The organism is Salinicola endophyticus, from assembly GCF_003206575.1.
In the GTDB taxonomy this organism is placed as follows: Bacteria; Pseudomonadota; Gammaproteobacteria; order Pseudomonadales; family Halomonadaceae; genus Salinicola; species Salinicola endophyticus.
On sequence record NZ_PZJO01000003.1, the window covers coordinates 354,562 to 372,067 of the forward strand.

Annotated in this window: 13 protein-coding genes; 6 read left to right on the top strand and 7 right to left on the bottom strand. The window is 65.1% G+C overall.

Annotation, left to right across the window (positions count from 1 at the left end; genetic code table 11):
* Positions 1–29 precede the first annotated feature (29 nt).
* A complete protein-coding gene (locus DOM66_RS08130) occupies positions 30–1,472 on the top strand; it encodes an aminotransferase-like domain-containing protein (protein ID WP_110689817.1) in 1,443 nt (480 codons plus the stop codon).
* Positions 1,473–1,521: 49 nt separating this feature from the next.
* Here the strand turns inward: DOM66_RS08130 and DOM66_RS08135 are convergent, their stop codons facing one another.
* The 7 genes from DOM66_RS08135 to rpmH all read right to left on the bottom strand — a co-directional run bounded on the left by DOM66_RS08135 (position 1,522) and on the right by rpmH (position 8,797).
* A complete protein-coding gene (locus tag DOM66_RS08135; protein ID WP_110689818.1) occupies positions 1,522–2,169 on the bottom strand; it encodes an SGNH/GDSL hydrolase family protein in 648 nt (215 codons plus the stop codon).
* Positions 2,170–2,238: 69 nt separating this feature from the next.
* Complete coding sequence (locus DOM66_RS08140; protein WP_223161926.1) at positions 2,239–3,090, bottom strand: DMT family transporter; 852 nt, start codon at positions 3,088–3,090, stop codon at positions 2,239–2,241.
* Positions 3,091–3,730: 640 nt separating this feature from the next.
* Positions 3,731–4,888, bottom strand: coding sequence for a Fic family protein (locus tag DOM66_RS08145; protein ID WP_110689820.1), 1,158 nt, complete (start codon positions 4,886–4,888; stop codon positions 3,731–3,733).
* Positions 4,889–4,966: 78 nt separating this feature from the next.
* Positions 4,967–6,337 carry a tRNA uridine-5-carboxymethylaminomethyl(34) synthesis GTPase MnmE gene (mnmE, locus tag DOM66_RS08150; RefSeq protein WP_110689821.1) on the bottom strand — a complete coding sequence of 457 codons (1,371 nt, stop codon included), beginning with the start codon at positions 6,335–6,337 and terminating at the stop codon, positions 4,967–4,969.
* A gap of 136 nt (positions 6,338–6,473) precedes the next feature.
* Positions 6,474–8,159 (bottom strand): membrane protein insertase YidC, encoded by a 1,686-nt coding sequence (gene yidC, locus DOM66_RS08155; protein ID WP_110673719.1) that lies wholly within the window; start codon positions 8,157–8,159, stop codon positions 6,474–6,476.
* A 105-nt stretch (positions 8,160–8,264) separates the two neighbouring features.
* A complete protein-coding gene (gene rnpA, locus DOM66_RS08160) occupies positions 8,265–8,651 on the bottom strand; it encodes a ribonuclease P protein component (RefSeq protein ID WP_110673718.1) in 387 nt (128 codons plus the stop codon).
* An 11-nt stretch (positions 8,652–8,662) separates the two neighbouring features.
* Positions 8,663–8,797: a 50S ribosomal protein L34 gene (gene rpmH, locus DOM66_RS08165; RefSeq protein WP_019019264.1), complete on the bottom strand. Its 135-nt coding sequence runs from the start codon at positions 8,795–8,797 to the stop codon at positions 8,663–8,665.
* A 624-nt stretch (positions 8,798–9,421) separates the two neighbouring features.
* Here rpmH and dnaA point away from each other — a divergent pair.
* From dnaA to DOM66_RS08190, 5 genes are all read left to right on the top strand, one after another.
* On the top strand, positions 9,422–10,900 hold the full coding sequence (dnaA, locus tag DOM66_RS08170) for a chromosomal replication initiator protein DnaA (protein WP_110673717.1): 1,479 nt from the start codon (positions 9,422–9,424) through the stop codon (positions 10,898–10,900).
* 140 nt (positions 10,901–11,040) lie between these two features.
* Positions 11,041–12,144: a DNA polymerase III subunit beta gene (gene dnaN / locus DOM66_RS08175; RefSeq protein ID WP_110689822.1), complete on the top strand. Its 1,104-nt coding sequence runs from the start codon at positions 11,041–11,043 to the stop codon at positions 12,142–12,144.
* 230 nt (positions 12,145–12,374) lie between these two features.
* Positions 12,375–13,460 carry a DNA replication/repair protein RecF gene (recF, locus tag DOM66_RS08180; RefSeq protein ID WP_110673715.1) on the top strand — a complete coding sequence of 362 codons (1,086 nt, stop codon included), beginning with the start codon at positions 12,375–12,377 and terminating at the stop codon, positions 13,458–13,460.
* 19 nt (positions 13,461–13,479) lie between these two features.
* Positions 13,480–15,894, top strand: coding sequence for a DNA topoisomerase (ATP-hydrolyzing) subunit B (gene gyrB / locus DOM66_RS08185; RefSeq protein WP_110673714.1), 2,415 nt, complete (start codon positions 13,480–13,482; stop codon positions 15,892–15,894).
* A gap of 264 nt (positions 15,895–16,158) precedes the next feature.
* On the top strand, positions 16,159–17,454 hold the full coding sequence (locus DOM66_RS08190) for an ABC transporter substrate-binding protein (protein WP_110689823.1): 1,296 nt from the start codon (positions 16,159–16,161) through the stop codon (positions 17,452–17,454).
* Positions 17,455–17,506: the final 52 nt, after the last annotated feature.

A 17,506-nucleotide genomic window follows, 5' to 3' on the forward strand; every position in this document is an offset into this window, starting at 1 on the left:
GACATGTCATGCGAGGCGGGGAGGGGAAAATGCACCGTTACGAGCGGTTGGCCGATCATCTGCGCGAGCGTATCCAGGCCGGCTTCTATCAGGTCCACGAGCGCTTGCCCTCGGTGCGCGCGCTGGCCCAGGCGCACGGGGTCAGCCTTTCCACCGTGCAGCACGCTTACCATCAGTTGGAAGACGCCCAACTGATCGAGGCGCGGCCCAAGTCGGGCTACTTCGTCTCGCCGCGGCGTGAGCGCCTGCCCGCGCCGCCGGTCGCACGTACCGCCCAGCGCCCGGTCGAGGTGTCACAGTGGGAGCACGTGCGCGAGGGCACCTGCGTGCTGCCGGACACCAGCATGCACAACCTGGGCCGGGGCATGCCGGATATCGATGCGCCGACGCTCAAGCCGTTGCTGCGCGCACTTGCCCGGGTCAGCCGGCGCCAGGATCTGATCGGACTCAACTACGATACCCTGCACGGGCGTCCCGAACTGCGCGAGCAGATTGCACGGCTCGCGGTGGGCCAGGGCTGCCGGCTGCATCCCGACGATATCGTGGTCACCACTGGCTGCCACGAGGCGATCTCGATCGCCATGCGGGCGGTGTGCGAGCCCGGCGGCATCATCGCGGTGGATTCACCCAGCTTCTACGGCGCCCTGCAGTCGATCCGCGCCTACGGCATGAAGGCGATGGAGATCCCCACCGACCCCGAGACCGGCATCAGCCTGGAGGCACTGGAGCTGGCCCTGGAGCAGTGGCCGATCCGTGCCATCCAACTCACCCCGACCTGCAACAACCCGCTCGGCTATACCCTGTCGGAGGCGCGCAAGCGGGCGCTCTACGCGCTGGCTCAACGCTTCGACGTGGCGATCATCGAAGACGATGTCTATGGCGATCTCAGCTACGGTTTTCCGCGACCGGTGACGATCAAGTCGTTCGACGAGGATGGCCGGGTGCTGCTGTGTAGCTCGTTCTCCAAGACCCTGGCGCCGGGGCTGCGCATCGGCTGGATCGCGCCGGGGCGCTATCACGAGCGCGCCCTGCACATGAAGTACGTCGGCACCGGCTCCACCGCGACCCAAGGTCAGATGGCGGTGGCCGAGTTCATCCGCGAAGGGCACCACGAGCCTCATCTGCGCCGGATGCGGGCGCAGTACCAAGGCAACCGAGACCGCATGCTCGACGTGATCGAAAGCGCTTTCCCCGCCTCGACCCGGGTCAGCTATCCGGCGGGGGGCTTCATGCTCTGGCTCGAGTGCGCTGACGGCATCGACAGCGTCGCGCTCAATCAGCGCCTGATGGCAGAGGGCATCCGCATCGCCCCCGGGGTGGTGTTCTCCGCCACCGGCAAGTACCGCCACTGTCTGCGCCTCAACCATGCCGTGTTCGATGCCGAGATCGCCCGCGCGGTGAGCCGCGTGGGGCACTGCGTGGCGGAGATGCTGACGCAGCGAGCCGACGCCGGGCAGCCGGAGACGGCCTGAGTCGACGTCGGCTACCACGCCGGATGATCATCGCCCCCGACCTGGGCGATCAGTCGATCAGGCGGGTCACTTCGGCGGCGATCGCCTCGCCCAGCAGGCGCTGCTGATTGGGCTCGATGTGCACGCCGTCGACCTCGCTGACCTGGATCAGGGTACCGGCGTCGATGAAGCCGGCACCCGCCTCCCGCGCCATCTTGCGGTAGCGGCTCGCCAGCTGGCGCGACTTGCGCTCGCCACCGGTGAAGATGCCTGCCAAGGGGCCGATCTCGCGAATCGGCGCCGGCGCGATCAGCAGCACCTTGGGGGCGGCCACGCCGAACTGGGCGCTGGTGGCCTCGATCTCCCACAGCAGCCGCTGAATGCTCAGGGCGATATCGTCGGGGGTAACGGAGAATCGCGCCTTGAGATCGTTGGTGCCCAGCATCAGCGTCATCACGTCCAGCGGCAGCTGGCTCAGCAGACACGGGCGCAGATAGCGCAGGCCGTTGAGATGCACCCCTTCGATGGGATCGTCATGCAGCGTGGTGCGTGCCGGCAGACCCTCCTCGATCACCCGCCATTCGCTGCCCAGGGTGGCAGCTACCACCCCGGTCCAGCGTGTCTCGAAGGGATAGCGCGCCAGCGGCCCCAACGTCCTGACCGGCTCGGTACCGTGGGTATTGGAGTCGCCGTAGCAGAGCAGGGTACGCGTGGTCATCGTGGATCTCCGGTGTGCGATGGCGTTCAGTATGAACGCGGTGTGCGCACCACGGTACCCTGCGGACGGCTAACGCGTACGGAACACCAGCGCTACGCCGCCGAGGATCGCACCCATGCCGAGAATGGCCAGCGGCGAGAGCGCATTGCCCAGCAGCAGATAGTCCAGCAGCGCGGTGACGATCGGCACCAGGTAGAACAGGCTGGTGACGTTGACCAGGTTGCCCTGACGGATCATGCGGTAGAGCAGCAGCTGTGCCAGGACCGAGATCACCAGCCCCAACCACACCACGGCCACGATCAGCCCCGGCTGCCAGCTGACGCTCACCGGGCGCCACGGGGTCAGCAGCAGGAACAGCGCCAGGCTTGCCAGATATTGCAGGGGAAGCACCTGGCGCGGCGGCAGGGCGATCGACTTCTGCCCGATCGCGCCGAGGGTCATGCAGGCCAGGGTGGCCAGTGCCAGCAGGATTCCGAGCGCAGGGAATTGCGCGGCCAGCAGGCTCTGCAGTACCACCAGTGCCAGCCCGCACAGCGCCAGCAACAGCCCGGCGATGCGCCAGCCGGAGATCCGGCGCTCGGTCAGCAGCAGCGTCAGCAGCGGTTGGATACCCAGCAGGGTTGCCAACAGCCCGGGGGTGATGGCGTGGTCCAGGGTTTCGAAGTAGCACACCGAGTAGCCGCCGATCAGCAGCGTGCCGACGCCGGCGACGCGCAGCCGCTGGCCCCGCGGTGGTAGCCAGGCTTCGCGCTGGGCGGCGAGCGGCAGCAGCACGGCCAGGGCGAGCAGAAAGCGCAGGATCAGCAGCGCCAGCGGCGAACCGTGATCCAGCCCCCAGCGGGTGAAGATTGGGGCGCTGCCCCACAGCAGCACGAACAGGGCCATTGGGGCGGCCTGGCCCCATGAAGAAGAACGGATCATGTGAAGACTCATCTGTCGAAGACGTGACGACCCGTTGCTGGACGCGATGCGCGTCGACCAGCATACACAGCGAACGGGGATTGTCGGGCTTGGGATCGCCGGGCGGATCAGCCCAGCGCGGCGAGGCGTGGCGGCGCTTGCACGCCAGCGACACTCGCGACAACCGCAGGCGGAGCCACGGTGTCAGCCAAGACGTCGGCCACGACACGCGCGACAGAGGAGCGGGGGGGAGGTGTCGCCGCCAGCACCTGCGGCCCTACCGACAGTTCGGCAAGGCGGGAAGCGTGCGGATGCGGGATGTGTGGCGACATGGGAAACCGGCATTCGAGTGTGAATGAGTTCGCCAGCATAACGCCGGCGAGGGCAGCGGAAAAGTCGACCTTTGGCCGATCACTTGCCGATGCAGAAGCTGCCGAAGATCTCGCCGAGCAGATCGTCGGCGTGGCGAAGCCTTACTCAGCTTCGCCTACCCTTTTGACCTTTCAACGAAGGACGCCGTTTTTTAAAAGACACTCTGTTTTTTGGGAAGGCCTGCCTGGCCGCCCATGCTACTTCTTGCAATGCGGTTATCGCCATCTTGCGGCAATGGACGTGTCTGATTCGTATCGGGACTTTTTTTCAAGGCCTGGCGGGTTGGTGTCTACTCACTTCGCTTCCCGCCATTGATTCGATAACGCGTACTACGCCCGCCACCGGACATCGGTTCCAGACAACCCTTCTCGACCAGATCCTGCAGATGGCGCGTAGCGGTCGCCTTGCTGACCTTGGCGACCTTCTGATACTGAGACGCACTGATGCCCGTCTCGAAACCACGATCGCCGCCTTCCAGCAGGCGCTCGAGGACACGGGTTTGAGCATCGGATAGCGCCGTCATGGCGTGTCGTTGCCAGAACCGCTGGCGTTCGAAGGTACGCTCGACCTTGGTGATGGCCTCGCGCATCGCGGCTTCCAGGGTTTCCAGGAACCAAACCAACCATGCGGTGATATCCAGACCACCGTGCTGGGTGGACTCCAACATGGCGTAGTAGTCGCTGCGCCGGGTCATGATCGCTTCCGACATGGCGTAGAGCCGGATGCTCTGCGCCTCGGCCTGTGCCAGGACGCGATCGGTCAGCGCCCGCGTCAGGCGTCCATTGCCATCTTCGAACGGATGCAGGGTAATCAGATAGAGGTGGCACAGCCCGGCACGTATCAGGGGATCCAGCGCGTTATCGTCGAGACTGGCATTGAACCACTCGACGAAGCGTGCCAGTTCGGCTTCCAGGCGGTTGGCCGGTGGTGCTTCGAAGTGAACTCTGGGCCGGTCGATGCGCCCCGAGACCACCTGCATCGGCCCGTCATCATCTCGGCGCAGTTGGCCGACGGCGACAGACTGCAACAGACCCGGCTCTGGAAACAGCAGCGCATGCCAACGCAGCAGCGTATCCAGCGTCAGCGGTATCTCCAGCGCGGTAACGGCTTCGAGCATCAATTCCGCCAGCCCTTCCGAACGGCGCGAGACGGGGTAGGCTGACGCGTCGCTCAGCCCCAGGCGTCGTGCCAGCGAGGAGCGCAGGGACTGCACGTTGAGTCTCTCGCCTTCGATGGCGGACGAGTGGACGATATTGGTCAGTAGCGTTTCCAGCGCTTGCGCGGGCTGAGTGTCATCGCCCCTGTGGCTCAATCCCAGTAGCTCGCCTTGACGCAGCGTGGCTCGACGTAGCGCCGGCGCGACGGCTTCTGCCTGCCAATGGAATCCAGGCCACTGCGGTTGTTGCCAGATCCAGCTCGTCGATGAAGGTACTGAGGACACGGTCATGGTGGCTCGTGTGGGCAATGAGCCAAAAGCGTAGCATATTCGGCTCAATTAATGAGCCGAATATGGCCTCTATTCGGCTCACTTGCCGATGCAGAAGCTGCCGAAGATCTCGCCGAGCAGATCGTCGGCGGTGAACTCGCCGGTGATCTCGTTGAGCGCCTGCTGGGCGTCGCGCAGATCCTCGGCGAGCAGCTCGCCGGCGGCGGCACCCTCCAACTGGGCAGTGCCGCTGACCAGCGCCTGGCTGGCGCGTTCGAGGGCATCCAGGTGGCGGCGCCGGGCGGAAAAGCGGCCTTCGGTGGTGGCATCGAAGCCCATCACCGCCTTGAGATGGGTCTTGAGGTTATCCACCCCCGCGCCGGTGTGCGCCGAGAGGCGGATCACCGGCGGCGTGGATTCGAAGTCGGCGGTATCGCCCTCGCCACTCTCGTCGATCTTGTTGCGTACCAGCGTCAGCCGCTCGGGGTGGGGCAGGCGGGCGACGAACTCGGGCCAGATCGCCTGTGGGTCGGTCTCCGTGGTGGTGCGGGCGTCGACCAGCAGCAGGACGCGGTCGGCCTTCTCGATCTCGGCCCAGGCGCGGGCGACGCCGATCTGCTCCACCGCATCCGGGGTGTCGCGCAGGCCGGCGGTATCGATCACGTGCAGCGGCATGCCGTCGACATGGATATGTTCGCGCAGCACATCGCGGGTGGTGCCCTCGATCTCGGTGACGATGGCGCTGTCGCGCTCGGTGAGACGGTTGAGCAGACTCGACTTGCCGGCGTTGGGGCGCCCGGCGATCACCACGCTCATGCCCTCACGCATCAGTGCACCCTGGTTGGCGCTGGCGCGCACTGCGGCCAGGGTCTCGCGCAGCGCCGCCAGCTTGGCCGCGACCACACCATCGGCGAGGAAGTCGATCTCCTCCTCGGGGAAGTCGATCGCCGCCTCGACATAGAGGCGCAGTTCGATCAGTTCGCTGACCAGCTGCGACACGCGGCTGGAGAACTCGCCCTGCAGCGAGCGCAGGGCATTCTCCGCGGCGGCGCGGGAGCTGGCGTCGATCAGATCGGCGATCGCCTCGGCCTGGGCCAGATCGAGCTTGTCGTTGAGAAAGGCGCGCTCGGAGAACTCGCCGGGGCGTGCCAGACGCGCGCCGAGCGCCACGCAGCGCTCCAGCAGCATGTCCATCAGCACCGGGCCGCCATGGCCCTGAAGCTCGAGCACATCCTCGCCGGTGAACGAGTGGGGGCCGGGGAAGTAGAGCGCGATGCCCTCGTCGATGATACCCGTCTCGGCGTGGAAGGGTCCGTAGTGGGCGTGGCGTGCCTGGGGGCGGTGGCCCAGCAGGTGCTCGGCCATGACCCCGGCGGCGGGCCCGGAGACTCTGACGATGCCCACGCCGCCGCGTCCCGGGGGCGTGGCCAGGGCGGCGATGGTGTCCTGACGATAGAGCGGTGCGTTCATCACGGTCTCCGGTGGCACGGGGTGGACGGCGACGCTCGGTGCCGGGCCGGCGTGCGCGGGTAGTTGTACAGGAAGGCGATGTATAAACGCCAGACCCCCGCCGGGGCGGGGGTCTGGGAGGGTTCGCGGAGGGCGATCAGCTCTTGGGCTTGAGCGCCTTGCCGCCACCGCTGTCGTCGTTGAGGACGCGCCGGGTGATGAACCACTGCTGCAGGATCGAGATCGAGTTGTTGACGATCCAGTAGATGACCAGACCGGCCGGGAACCACAGGAAGAAGAAGGTGAAGACCACCGGCAGCATCTTCATGATCTTCGCCTGCATCGGGTCCGGCGGGGTCGGGTTCAGGAACTGCTGCAGCAGCATGGTGCCGCCCATGATGATCGGCAGGATGAAGTAGGGGTCCTTGGCCGAGAGGTCATGGATCCACAGGATGAACGGCGCGTGGCGCAGCTCCACCGACTCCATCAGCATCCAGTAGAGCGCGATGAACACCGGCATCTGGATCACCATCGGCAGGCAGCCCCCCAGAGGATTGATCTTCTCCTTCTGGTAGAACTTCATCATCTCCTGCGACATCTTCTGGCGATCGTCGCCGTACTGCTCCTTGAGCCGCTTCATTTCCGGGCCCATCTTGCGCATGCGGGCCATCGACTTGTAGGCCTTGGCCGCCAGCGGGAAGAGCACGATCTTGACGCAGACGGTGAGCAGGACGATCGACCAGCCCCAGTTGCCGACGATCTTGTGGATATGATCGAGCAGCCAGAACAGCGGGTTGGCGAGGAACCACAGCCAGCCGAAGTCGACCGTCAGCTCCAGGTGCGGCGCCACCTTGGCGAGCATCGACTGCACCTTGGGTCCGACGTACAGCGTTGCCGCAAGGGTCTCCTGCTGGCCCGGCTTGACGGTTTCGTTGGGACCGGCGAAGGCCGCCACGGTGCGATCGCGGTTGTCGACGCTGCCGTAGTAGAGGTTCTGCTGATTCGGGTTGGGCACCCACGCGGAGGTGAAGTAGTGCTGGATCATCGCGACCCAGCCGCCCTTGACATCGCGGTTCTGGAAGTTGCCCTTACGGATATCCTCGAAGCTGACCTTGCTGTACTTCTCTTCCGGCGACGAGAACGCCACCCCCAGGAAGGAGTGCATGCCGACGCCCTGGCCGCTGGTCGGATCGGCGCTCTGATCGCGGGCGAGCTGACCGATGAAGCGAGCGGTGACCGGCTGCTGGCTCGCGTTGTCGATCAGGTACTCGACCTTGATCGCGTAGCTACCGCGGTCGATCACGAAGCGCTTGATGATATCGACGCCGTTGACGCTGCCGTGCAGGTCGACGTCGAGGCTCTTCTCGTCTTTGCTGAGCGCGTAGCTCGTCTTGTCGGCGCGGAAATCGATGCGCCCGCTATGACCTTCGATCTGCAGACCGGACTTGGCCACGTAGCTGCGCACCTTGTTGTCGCTGAGCAACACGAAGGGCTTGTCGGAGTCGAGAACCTGGTCATGGCCGAACAGCGCAGCGTAGACGATGTCGCCGCCGTTGGGGTTGATGCGCAGATCGAGCACGTCGCTCTGGACCTGGATCAGGTTGCTGCCCTTGGCGGGAGCACTACCCGCGGGCATGTCGTCCTCGATCGGCTGGGTCTTGCCACTGCCGCCGTCGGGGGCGGAGAGGGCATTGCCTTCTTTGCCACCGTCGCTGGTGGCCGAAGCGACTTCCGGTGCCGGGTTGTTCACGACGTTCTGACCGTAGTCCTGATTCCACTGCATGATCAGCAGATAGGCGAGTACGGCCAGCGGAATCACGAAAAGGAGTCGTTTGAAATCCATAGAGGGGTCTGCCCGGTAAGGGAGTGGTTCGGTAGGCGCCGGGCAACGGCGATCATTCGGCGATGGACGCCGAAGCTCCCCGGCCTGCAGCGCGGGGATGTCCGATCAGGTCGACGACGAAGTGTCGTGGCGCGTCTGGCGCGCGGACTTTTCCAGGCGTCGCCACATGCCGTTGAGCTGGCGCGCGACGCTGGCATTGTCCAGCTCGTGTACGCCTCGCCGAGCGAGAAGAACGATATCCACGGGCGGCAGGCGATGCTGCTGCAGACGGATGGATTCGCGCACGAGGCGTTTGAGGCGATTGCGGTCGACGGCACGACGCACGTTCTTCTTGCTGAAGATCAACCCGATCCGCGGATGGCCAAGCGCGTTTGGGCGTGCCAACACCAGCATGCCTTTACCGTGGACCTTGAAGGGAGCGTGGTCGAAAACGTGCTTGTAGTCCCCGGCGTTGAGCAACCGTAGCTGCCGGGGGAAACCCTGATCGGACACCCGATGTCCGATCAGGCGCTGAGGCGCTTGCGGCCTTTGGCGCGACGACGGGCAATGACCTGACGGCCGTTCTTGGTCGCCATGCGGGCACGGAAACCGTGGACGCGCTTGCGCTTCAGGACGCTCGGCTGAAAAGTACGTTTCATGGTGGCTTTTTCCCAATTGGTTGAGTGATTAAGCTATTGATTTAGCTCGAAAAACTGGTTCGAAACGGGATGCCCGACACGCGTACGGAAACCGGGCTCACTCGGCTCAAGAGCGGGAATTCTAGTGAATCCGGCGATCGGGTGCAATTTTTCTCTGAATTATCCACACCCGTTTGTGGGTGAAACCCTTGCGTCAGATCGCCGCGGCGGTCACGCGCGTACGCCGTTAGGAAGGGGCGCCATCGGCGGTCGAAGGTGGAAATGGTCCTCCTCGGCTTATCCCCACCCTGGACGCTTGTCAATCACACCATGTGGTTAAGGATGGGGATAATGTTTGTGAATAACTCACAATAACCCTTATTATTCATGTATCTATGCATTTTTCTGGCCTGTGGGGAAGATGCGGAAGAGAGGTGAAGATCCTGCGTGCAGTGACAAGGTTCGAGGTCTGGCGCGGCGCTGAATGAGCACGGCCGGGTCATGATTTTCCCAAGGCTGTCAACGGGTTCTCCGCCGTTTATCCACAGAGGGATGACCTGGCGACCACGTGTGGATAACCTGTCTGGCCGGCGCTACACTGTGCGGCCGTTTTCTTTTCATCTGCCGAAATTCCCGTGAGGTCGTGTGTCGGTCGCTCTCTGGCAACAATGTCTCAATTCGCTTCAGGATGAGTTGAGCTCGCAGCAGTTCAACACCTGGATCCGCCCCCTGCAGGCGGAGGATGGCGAGACGGACGAGCTCTGTCTGCTGGCGCCCAACCGCTTCGTGCGCGACTGGGTCAGCGACAAGTACCTGAAGCGCATCAACGAGCTGCTGCGCGAAGTGGCATCGAGCAGCAAGCCGCCGAAGGTGCGTCTGGTGGTGGGCAGCCGTCGCGCGGCCGCCGTGTCGCCGCGGGATCTGGGCGCGCCGGTGTCGGCGCCCAGCCAGCCGCCGCAGCGCCCCAGTGCGCCCAGTGTCCAGACACCGTCGCGCTCCCCCGAGGTGGCCGAGGAGCAGGCACTCGACCAGAGCCGCGAGCGTGAAGAGAGCGGCCGGCGTGGCGGTGAACGCCAGGTGCAGGTGGAGGGCAGTCTCAAGCACCAGAGCGGCCTCAACCCCAACTTCACCTTCGAAACCTTCGTCGAGGGCAAGTCGAACCAGCTGGCGCGGGCCGCTTCGCGCCAGGTCTCGGAGAATCCCGGTGGCGCCTACAACCCGCTGTTCCTCTACGGCGGGGTGGGCCTGGGCAAGACCCACCTGATGCATGCGGTGGGCAATCATCTGGCCGGCCTGCGCGATAACGCCAAGGTGGTCTATCTGCACTCCGAACGCTTCGTCGCCGACATGGTCAAGGCGCTGCAGCTCAACGCGATCAACGACTTCAAGCGCTTCTACCGCAGCGTCGATGCGCTGCTGATCGACGATATCCAGTTCTTTGGTGGCAAGGAGCGCTCCCAGGAGGAGTTCTTCCACACCTTCAACGCCCTGCTCGAGGGCGGCCAGCAGATGATCCTCACCTCCGACCGTTACCCCAAGGAGATCAGCGGGGTGGAGGAGCGTCTCAAGTCGCGCTTCGGCTGGGGGCTGACGGTGGCGATCGAGCCGCCGGAGCTGGAGACCCGGGTGGCGATCCTGATGAAGAAGGCCGATCAGGCCAAGGTCGACCTGCCACACGACGCCGCCTTCTTCATCGCCCAGAAGATCCGCTCCAACGTGCGCGAACTGGAGGGCGCACTGAAGAAGGTGATCGCCGACTCCCACTTCATGGGCAAGCCGATCACCCAGGACTTCATCCGCGAGTCGCTCAAGGATCTGCTGGCGCTGCAGGACAAGCAGGTCGGGATCGAGAACATTCAGCGCACGGTGGCGGAGTACTACAAGATCAAGATGGCCGACCTGCTCTCCAAGCGCCGTTCGCGCTCGGTGGCGCGGCCGCGCCAGGTCGCCATGGCGCTGGCCAAGGAGCTGACCAACCACAGCCTGCCCGAGATCGGCGATGCCTTCGGCGGACGCGACCACACCACCGTGCTGCACGCCTGCCGCAAGGTGGTGGCGCTGAAGGAGGAGAGCGCGGACATCCGCGAGGACTACAAGAATCTGATGCGACTGCTGACCAGCTGACCCCATCGGCTCGGCAAGCGCCGCCAGGGGATTGCCCGTATCGCCCCGGGCAGCAAGAATGAACCCCAGCCGGCAGCGTCGCCGCGGCCGCTCGCGGCGCCGACGTTTCTTTCAGGATCGAATTCAACCACGGAGCTCCCATGAAATTTTCCATCTCCCGCGAAGCCCTGCTGCGCCCGCTGACGCTGGTGGCCGGCGTGGTCGAGCGCCGTCAGACGCTGCCGGTGCTCTCCAATGTGCTGATCGAAGTCCAGGATGGCGGCCTGTCGCTGACCGGTACCGATCTCGAGGTGGAATTGATCGGTCGCGCGACCACCGATCTGGTCGACGAGCCGGGCTCCGTCACCGTGCCGGCGCGCAAGCTGATGGATATCTGCAAATCGCTGCCGGATCAGTCGGAGATCAGCTTTACCCTGGAGGATGGTCGCGTGGTGCTGCGCGCCGGGCGCTCGCGCTTCACCCTCTCCACCCTGCCGGTGGCCGAGTTCCCCAATATCGAGGATGGCCACAACGACACCACGCTGTCGCTGCCGCGGGGCACGCTCAAGTACCTGATCGATGCCACCTCCTTCGCCATGGCGCAGCAGGATGTCCGCTACTACCTGAACGGCATGCTGCTGGAGCTGGCCAACCACGTGGTGCGCACCGTGGCCACCGACGGCCACCGTCTGGCGGTGTGCGAGCGCAGCGCCGAGATCGAGCTCGCCGAAGCGCGCAAGCTGATCATCCCGCGCAAGGGCGTGCTGGAGCTGTCGCGGCTGCTCGATGGCAGTGAGGAGCCGGTGGAGCTGGCGCTGGGCGCCAACCATATCCGGGCCAATACCGGCGAGTTCACCTTCACTTCCAAGCTGGTCGACGGCAAGTTCCCCGACTACGACCGGGTCATCCCCAAGGGCGGCGACAAGACCTTCATCGCCGAGCGCGGCGAACTGCGCCAGATCCTGGCGCGTACCGCCATTCTCTCCAACGAGAAGTATCGCGGCGTGCGTCTGCAGCTCGAGGAGAACAACCTCAAGGTGATGGCCAACAACCCCGAGCAGGAAGAGGCCGAGGAGAATGTCGGCATCGAGTACACCGGCGATGCGCTGGAGATCGGCTTCAACGTCGGCTACCTGATCGATGTGCTCAACGTGCTCGACGCCGACCGCATGCAGATGACGCTGTCGGATGCCAACAGTTCGGCGCTGATGGAAGAGCCGGGCGGCGGGGATGCCCGTTACGTGGTCATGCCGATGCGCCTTTGACCATCGGTAATGGCTGCGCGCGCGAATCGCGTTGTTGCACGCCGCCCGTCAAGCTCGCCTAACCCCGTTGTTATGTCTCGCTTTTCGGGCGGCGCGCGGCGTGCGCTTCATCGCGCTCGCCGATTACCCTCCAGCGGCGGTGGTGGCCGATCATCGCTCGCCAACGTCTTACCCGGTGATCGACTGGCCGGGCATCTCCTCTCGTCTCTTGCCATGAGTTTTCACGTGCCATGCCGCTCGATCGGTTGAGTTTTCACGGCCTGCGCAATCTGCATCCGCTCGAGATGACGCCGGGGCCGCACATCAATGTGATCAGCGGGGCCAACGGCAGCGGCAAGACGTCGCTGCTCGAGGGGCTCCACGTGCTGGGGATGGCGCGCTCCTTTCGCACCCAGAAGCTCAAGGCGCTGATTACCCACGACGCCGAGGAGATGACCCTGTTCGGGCGCCTCGACGGCGATCCGCCGCGCCCGCTGGGAGTGCGTCGCCGGCGTGACGTCCAGGAGCTGGAGATCCGTATCGGCGGCGAGCGGGCCGCCAGGGTGACCCAGCTCGCCGAGGCACTGCCGCTGCAGCTGATCAATCCTGATGCCTTCCGTTTGCTGGAGGGATCGCCGGCGGCAAGACGCGAGTTTCTCGACTGGGGTGTGTTCCATGCCGAGCCGGTGTTCCTCGACGCCTGGAAGCGCGTGCGGCGTGCGTTGAAACATCGGAACGCCCTGCTCAGGCATGATAGAATCGACCGGGCGTCGATAGGCGTCTGGGAGCAGGAACTGGCCCACTGGAGCGAGCGGCTGGATGCGCTGCGCGAGGGCTATATGGCGCGCTTTCTGCCGGTCTTCGAGGAGACCCTGGCGGCGCTGTTGCCGCTGGCGGATCTGAGCCTGCGCTACTCGCGCGGCTGGGATCGTCAGCGCGCCCTGCTCGAGGTGTTCGAGGCCGGGCGTGATACCGACCGCCAGATGGGCTTCACCCAGCAGGGGCCACAGCGTGCCGACCTGCGCATCCGGGTCGGGCGCCACGCCGCGGTGGAGGTGCTCTCCCGCGGGCAGCAGAAGCTGGTGGTCAGCGCCATGAAACTGGCCCAGGGGCGCCTGCTCGAGCAGCTGAGCGGGCAGACCTGCCTCTATCTGATCGATGACCTGCCGGCGGAGCTCGACGGCGAACACCAGCGCATCTTCTGCCGCTGGCTCGAGCGGCTCAACTGCCAGGTCTTCATCACCAGCGTCGAGCGCTCGGCGCTGGCCGACGTCTGGCAGCCGGACACGGATGTCGTGGCATCGTGTATCGCCGGCGGACGGCTGCATTCGGAATGATTTCACCATGGAGTGAGCAATGAGCGAACAGGCCTACGATTCATCGAGCATCAAGGTCCTCAAGGGACTGGACGCGGTGCGCAAGCGCCCGGGCATGTACATCGGCGACACCGATGACGGCACCGGCCTGCACCACATGGTGTTCGAGATCGTCGACAACTCGATCGACGAAGCGCTGGCCGGCCATTGCAGCGAGATCCGCATCGTCATTCACCCCGACGAATCGGTCACCGTCTCCGACGACGGTCGCGGCATCCCCACCGACATCCACGCCGAAGGGGTCTCCGCCGCCGAGGTCATCATGACCGTGCTCCACGCCGGGGGTAAGTTCGACGACAACTCCTACAAGGTCTCCGGCGGTCTGCACGGGGTCGGGGTGTCGGTGGTCAACGCACTCTCCGAGCAGCTCAAGCTGACCATCTGGCGCAACCACCAGGTCCACGAGCAGATCTATCGCCACGGCGTGCCGCAGGCGCCGCTGGCAGTGGTCGGCGAGACCGAGAAGTCGGGCACCCAGATCAATTTCAAGCCGTCCAGCGAGACCTTCGCCAACATCGAGTTCCATTACGATATTCTCGCCAAGCGCCTGCGCGAGCTGTCGTTCCTCAACTCCGGCGTGGCGATCCGCCTGGTCGACGAGCGTGACGGCCGCGAGGAGCTGTTCCACTACGAGGGCGGTCTGCGCGCCTTCGTCGACCATCTCAACACCAACCGCACCGCGCTCAATCCGGTCTTCCACTTCGAGATGCAGCGCGAGGACGGTATCGGTGTCGAGGTGGCGATGCAGTGGAACGACACCTTCGCCGAGAACGTCTTCTGCTACACCAACAACATTCCGCAGCGCGATGGCGGCACCCATATGGCCGGCTTCCGTGCGGCGCTGACGCGCAGCCTCAACAGCTACATCGAGGCCGAGGACATCCAGAAGAAGGCCAAGGTGGCGACCTCCGGCGACGACGCCCGCGAAGGCCTCACCGCGATCATCTCGGTCAAGGTGCCGGATCCCAAGTTCTCCTCGCAGACCAAGGACAAGCTGGTCTCCTCGGAGGTCAAGACCGCGGTCGAGCAGGAGCTGAGCCGGCACTTCTCCGACTATCTGATCGAGCACCCTGCGGATGCCAAGGCGATCGTCAACAAGATGATCGACGCCGCGCGTGCCCGCGAGGCGGCGCGCAAGGCGCGCGACATGACCCGACGTAAGGGTGCGCTGGATATCGCCGGGCTGCCGGGCAAGCTGGCCGATTGCCAGGAGAAGGATCCCAGCCTCTCCGAGCTCTACCTGGTCGAGGGTGACTCCGCCGGCGGCAGTGCCAAGCAGGGCCGCGACCGCCGCACCCAGGCGATCCTGCCGCTCAAGGGCAAGATCCTCAACGTCGAGAAGGCGCGCTTCGACAAGATGCTCTCCTCGGCCGAGGTCGGCACCCTGATCACCGCGCTGGGCTGCGGCATCGGGCGCGAGGAGTTCAATCCGGACAAGCTGCGCTACCACTCGATCATCATCATGACCGATGCCGACGTCGACGGTTCGCACATCCGTACCCTGCTGCTGACCTTCTTCTTCCGCCAGATGCCGGAGCTGATCGAGCGTGGTCATGTGTTCATCGCCCAGCCGCCGCTTTACAAGATCAAGCGCGGCAAGCAGGAGATGTACCTGAAGGACGAGCAGGCGATGACCGACTACCTCACCACCACCGCGCTGGATGGCGCACGCCTGTGCGTCAACGCCGACGCGCCGGGCATCGGCGGTGAGCAGCTCGAGACGCTGGTAACCCAGTATCGTGACGTGATGAAGCGCATCGACCGGCTGTCGCGGGTCTATCCCAACGCGGTGCTGCGCAAGATGGTCCACGCTCCCAAGCTGGAGGAGGCCAATCTGAGCGACCGCGGCACTCTGCAGCAGTGGATCGAGGCACTGCAGGTGGAGATGGATTCGCTGATCGCCCACGAGGGCGGCCCGCGCTACACCTTCCAACTGCAGGAGGACACCGAGCGCGGTCTGTGGCTGCCCAGCGTGGCGCTCACCGCCCACGGTGTCACCACCGACTACGTGTGGGGCATCGACTTCTTCCGCAGTGCGGATTACCGCGCGCTGGCGGGTCTCGGCGAGACCCTCGACGGGCTGGTCGAGGAGGGCGCCTATATCGCCCGTGGCGAGCGCCAGAAGCCGATCGAGACCTTCTACGATGCGCTGGAGTGGCTGATGCTGGAGGCCCAGCGCGGGCTGTCGATCCAGCGCTACAAGGGGCTGGGCGAGATGAACCCGGACCAGCTGTGGGAGACCACCATGGACCCGCAATCGCGGCGCATGCTGAGGGTCTCGATCGAGGACGCGGTGGCCGCCGACCAGATGTTCAACACCCTGATGGGCGACGAGGTGGAGCCGCGCCGCGACTTCATCGAGCGCTTCGCGCTGGTGGCCAACCTGGATATCTGAGCGCGCCCGAGACACTGCCAGGCCAGCCGACGGCCCGCCCCCTACCGGGGGCGGGCCGTTTTGCGTTCGGCGGCTGCACCCTTGGTTGTATTGCCGGCGGCAAACCGCTGCGCAATAGTCGTTCGAATCAGTGGCTGATCCGAGTCAGCAAGGGACTTTGGCGAGCCGCACCGTGGTCCCGGAAGCGGCCGACGCTTCCCCGAACGCGGTCTCCGATCCGATATGGCCTTCCTCGACAGGCCGACAACAAGAAGGATGACAGGGATGTTCGGTATCACGACACGACGCTTCATCGCCCGCCTCGGCTGCGCCCTGCTGCCGCTGAGCGCCTCGGTTCTGAGCCCATCGGCCCTGGCGGCGGATGGCACCGGCGACAATCAGGTGAAGGTGCTCAACTGGTGGACCTCGGGCAGCGAGGCCAAGGCCCTGGGCGCGCTCAAGGATGCGCTCGCCACGCAGCAGATCGGCTGGCAGAACATGCCGGTCGCCGGCGGCGCCGGGACCAACGCGATGGCTGTGCTGCGCTCGCGGATCACCTCCGGCAATCCGCCCACGGCGGCCCAGGTGCTGGGCTACGACGCCCAGGACTGGGCCAAGCGCGATGCGCTGGCGACCCTCGACGACATCGCCGCGGCGGAGCACTGGAACGATGTCTTCCCCGCGGCGATCCAGAACTTCGCCAAGTTCGACGGGCACTGGATCGCGGCCCCGTTCGAGATCCACTCGACCAACTGGGTGTGGGCCAACAAGGCGCTGATGGACAAGCTCGGCATTGCCCAGCCCAAGACCTGGGATGCGTTCATCGCCTCCCTCGAGAAGGCCAAGCAGGCCGGTTACACCGGGCTCGCCTACGGTGGCCAGCCGTGGCAGGACACCACGGTGTTCGAGAACGTGGTGCTGGCCACCGGCGGTGCCGACTTCTATCGCCGGGCGCTGATCGAGCTCGACCCGCAGGCGCTCGACTCCGAGACCATGGTCAAGACCTTCGACAACCTGCGTCAGCTGCTCGCCTACAAGGACGACAACTCGCCGGGACGCGACTGGAATCTGGCCACCGCGATGGTGATCAACGGCAAGGCGCTGTATCAGATCATGGGTGACTGGGCCAAGGGCGAGTTCCTCAATGCGGGGCTCGAGGCGGGCAAGGACTTCATGTGCTTCCGCACCCCGGGCACCCAGGAGGCCGTCACCTTCAACAGCGATCTGATGATCATGTTCGATACCGACGATGCCCAGCAGCAGCAGATGCAGCAGACCATGGCGCGGATCATCGGTTCACCCGAGTTCCAGCTCACCTTCAGCCGGCTCAAGGGCTCGGTACCGGCGCGCATGGATCTCTCCGCCGACTCGCTCGATGCCTGCGCCCAGCGCGGCTATCAGCAGGTTCAGGCGGCCGCCGAGCATTCGACCCTGATGGGCAGTCTGGCGCACGGCTACGCCGCGCCCGCTTCGGTCAAGAATGCCGTGTTCGACATCGTCTCCTCGTTCGTCAACAGCGACATGCCCAGCGACGTGGCCGCCGAGCAGCTCGCCATGGCGGTCAAGAGCGCGACCTCCTGAGCGTCGCGTCCGCGCAGTGGCGCGGGCGCGATCATCCAACCAGCGTGAGATC

What these genes read in the sequence shown, in the direction of transcription:
- mnmE (WP_110689821.1), bottom strand. Translation starts at nt 6,337, where the DNA reads ATGAACGCACCGCTCTATCGTCAGGACACCATCGCCGCCCTGGCCACG.
- DOM66_RS08145 (WP_110689820.1), bottom strand. Translation starts at nt 4,888, where the DNA reads ATGACCGTGTCCTCAGTACCTTCATCGACGAGCTGGATCTGGCAACAA.
- dnaN (WP_110689822.1), top strand. Translation starts at nt 11,041, where the DNA reads ATGAAATTTTCCATCTCCCGCGAAGCCCTGCTGCGCCCGCTGACGCTG.
- rpmH (WP_019019264.1), bottom strand. Translation starts at nt 8,797, where the DNA reads ATGAAACGTACTTTTCAGCCGAGCGTCCTGAAGCGCAAGCGCGTCCAC.
- DOM66_RS08135 (WP_110689818.1), bottom strand. Translation starts at nt 2,169, where the DNA reads ATGACCACGCGTACCCTGCTCTGCTACGGCGACTCCAATACCCACGGT.
- DOM66_RS08130 (WP_110689817.1), top strand. Translation starts at nt 30, where the DNA reads ATGCACCGTTACGAGCGGTTGGCCGATCATCTGCGCGAGCGTATCCAG.
- DOM66_RS08140 (WP_223161926.1), bottom strand. Translation starts at nt 3,090, where the DNA reads ATGATCCGTTCTTCTTCATGGGGCCAGGCCGCCCCAATGGCCCTGTTC.
- recF (WP_110673715.1), top strand. Translation starts at nt 12,375, where the DNA reads ATGCCGCTCGATCGGTTGAGTTTTCACGGCCTGCGCAATCTGCATCCG.
- yidC (WP_110673719.1), bottom strand. Translation starts at nt 8,159, where the DNA reads ATGGATTTCAAACGACTCCTTTTCGTGATTCCGCTGGCCGTACTCGCC.
- gyrB (WP_110673714.1), top strand. Translation starts at nt 13,480, where the DNA reads ATGAGCGAACAGGCCTACGATTCATCGAGCATCAAGGTCCTCAAGGGA.
- DOM66_RS08190 (WP_110689823.1), top strand. Translation starts at nt 16,159, where the DNA reads ATGTTCGGTATCACGACACGACGCTTCATCGCCCGCCTCGGCTGCGCC.